Source organism: Mycobacterium sp. (assembly GCF_036273375.1).
Lineage (GTDB): Bacteria > Actinomycetota > Actinomycetes > Mycobacteriales > Mycobacteriaceae > Mycobacterium.
On sequence record NZ_DASUHS010000187.1, the window covers coordinates 1 to 2,688 of the forward strand.

1 protein-coding gene is annotated in these 2,688 nt (G+C 68.2%); it reads left to right on the forward strand.

The window, feature by feature from the left end:
- Window positions 1-2,512, forward strand: a 2,512-nt coding sequence (locus VFW69_RS17300; RefSeq protein WP_526502807.1) for a glycoside hydrolase family 15 protein, incomplete at its 5' end; no start/stop codon positions are given.
- Window positions 2,513-2,688 lie beyond the last annotated feature (176 nt).

Sequence of the window (2,688 nt, forward strand, 5' to 3'; positions counted from 1 at the left end):
GCACGACACGCTGACGAGCACCTATCCGCAGGCCGGCCCCGGCAACATCGCCCAGGTCGGGCAGCTGCCGGTCACCGGCGCGACCACCCGGGTCACGCTCGCGCTGGCCTTCGCCCCGAACACGGATCAGGCATTGTCCACTGCCGGGGCTAGCCTGGGCACCCCGTTCGCGACGACCCTGGACGCCTATCAGTCCGGCTGGCATGGCTACCTGGCCGGTCTCAAACGCGCGCCGGATGTGTTGACCGGGGCGCTGCTGATGCAGTACTGGGCATCGGTGATGACGATCAAGGCGCACGAGGATAAGACCTTCCCGGGTGCGTTCATCGCATCGCTGACCATCCCGTGGGGGCAGGCAGTCGACGCGTCCGGCGCGACCGGTGGCGGCAACGGCTACCACTTCGTGTGGGCCCGTGACGAGTACCAGCAGGTGTCCAGCCTGCTCGCCGCCGGTGACACCGTCGCGGGGCCGCAGGCGGTCACCTGGTTGTTCACCCGCCAGCAGCAGCCCGACGGGCATTTTCCGCAGAACTCGACCGTCGACGGCACCCCGGACCAAACGAACGTGCAGCTGGACGAGACAGCGTTCCCGATCATCCTGGCCTGGCAGGTCGGCCGGTTCGACGCGACGTTCTACCGGCAGCACATCGCCCCGGCCGCCGATTACCTGGTCGCGACGGGACCGTCCACTCCGCAGGAGCGGTGGGAGGAGACCGGCGGCTACTCGCCCTCGACGACCGCAGACGAGATCGCCGGACTGACCGCCGCAGCCGCCATCGCCGATCGGGCCGGCGACACCGCGGGCGCCGCGATCTACCAGGCCACCGCGGACTCCTGGCAGCGGCAGGTCGAGAAGTGGATGTACACCACGACCGGCAACCTGTCCGACGGCAGGTACTACATCCGGATAAGCGGCAGCGGAAACCCCGACGACGGTGCAAGCCGCTCCTACGCCAACGGCGCCGGAACCCACCTGGAGAACAGCGTGGTGGATGCCGGCTTCCTTGAACTGACCCGGCTGGGCGTCAAGGCGCCCAGCGACCCGTACGTCAAGCACTCGCTGCTCGCCGTCGACCAGTCGATCAAGGTCGTCACCCCGAGCGGGCCGGTGTGGAAGCGCTACACCTTCGACGGTTACGGCGAGACCGTCGACGGCGCGCCGTGGACCGGTGTCGGCATCGGCCGGCCCTGGCCGATCCTGACCGGCGAGCGCGGCGAGTACGTTCTGGCCAACGGCGGCAACGCGCTGCCCTATCTGCGCACCCTGGCCAACACCGCCAATGACGGTCACATGATCCCGGAACAGGTCTGGGACCAGGCCGACCCGACCAGCTTCGGTCACGTGTTCGGCAAGGGCACCGGATCCGCCGCGCCGCTGGCCTGGGCGATGGGCGTCTACGTCCGGCTGGCGCAAGGCATCAATGCGGGGCGTCCGGTCGAGACCCCGTCGGTGGTCGCCAAGCGATACGCCACCGGACACATTCCGCCGGCACCCAACCTGACCGTGTCCAGCCCGGCCGACCTGTCCACCGCGACCGGCCGCACCGCACACGTCACCGGCACCACCACCGCCAAGACGATCTACCTAGCGGTCAACGGCGCCAAGCAGCAGATCACCGTCCACGGCGGCGTCTTCGACATCCTGATCACGCTTCCCGCGATCAGCAACCAGATCGTCGTCGCCGCCGTCGGCCCGGGCGGCGGCACCGCCCAGGTAGTGCGCACCGTGCTCGCCTTCGGCACTCGGGTCGGCGGCCTCACCGATCCCAGCGGGGACGATAACGGCCCGGGCAGCTACGTATACCCGACCTGCGGCTGCTTCGCGCCGGGCGGCTTCGACCTGACCAACTTCGACGTCTACCGAGACGGCACCGACATCCGCCTGATCACCCGTGTCACTGGCCAGCTCACCAACCCCTTCGGTGGCAACGGCATCAGCGTGCAACGCCTCAACCTCTACATCCAGGACCCTGCCACCACCTCGACAACGGCTACCGCTGCGCTACCCGGCACCAACGTCGACACCGCCGGACCCTGGCAGCTGGCAGTGGTCGCCGATGGTCGCCACCAGACCGGTCAATGGAACCTCGGCGAGGGCGTCTACGGGCCAAATCTGTCCCGACTCGCCGACGCCGACCTGCAGGTCATCCCGGTCAGCCACCAGATCGTGGTCACCATCCCAGCGACCGTCTTCGGCACCACTGACCCGGCCGCAGCGAAGTACGAAGTGTCGATGTACAGCGACGCCGATGACGGCGAAGGCATCGGCAACGTCCGACCCGTCTACAGCCTCGACTGCTGGAACGGAATCAACTGCCCGTCGTTCATCCAAGCCTTCCGCTTCGGCGGCGGCGCCGGCATCTGGGATCCCAACATCGGCCCAAGCCAAGACACCGACACATCCGACCCCAACAGCATCGACATCATCAGCGGGTCCACATCGCAGTCGACCGTGCTCGACTGGACCAAGGGATCGCCAGTAGTCCTGCCCTACCTACCACTCGGCAACTGACGCCGCCCGACCCGCGAAGAGGACGCGAGGACCACCATGCGTTTCGCGGTCAATCAGCCCACACCCACTCGGAGACACCACCCACACCGCCGATCCTCGATCAGCGCGCCGGCCAGCCGCCCCCTTCCACACGGCCAACGCCGGCCAGATCGACGGCGATGGGTCTGTCGCCGTAG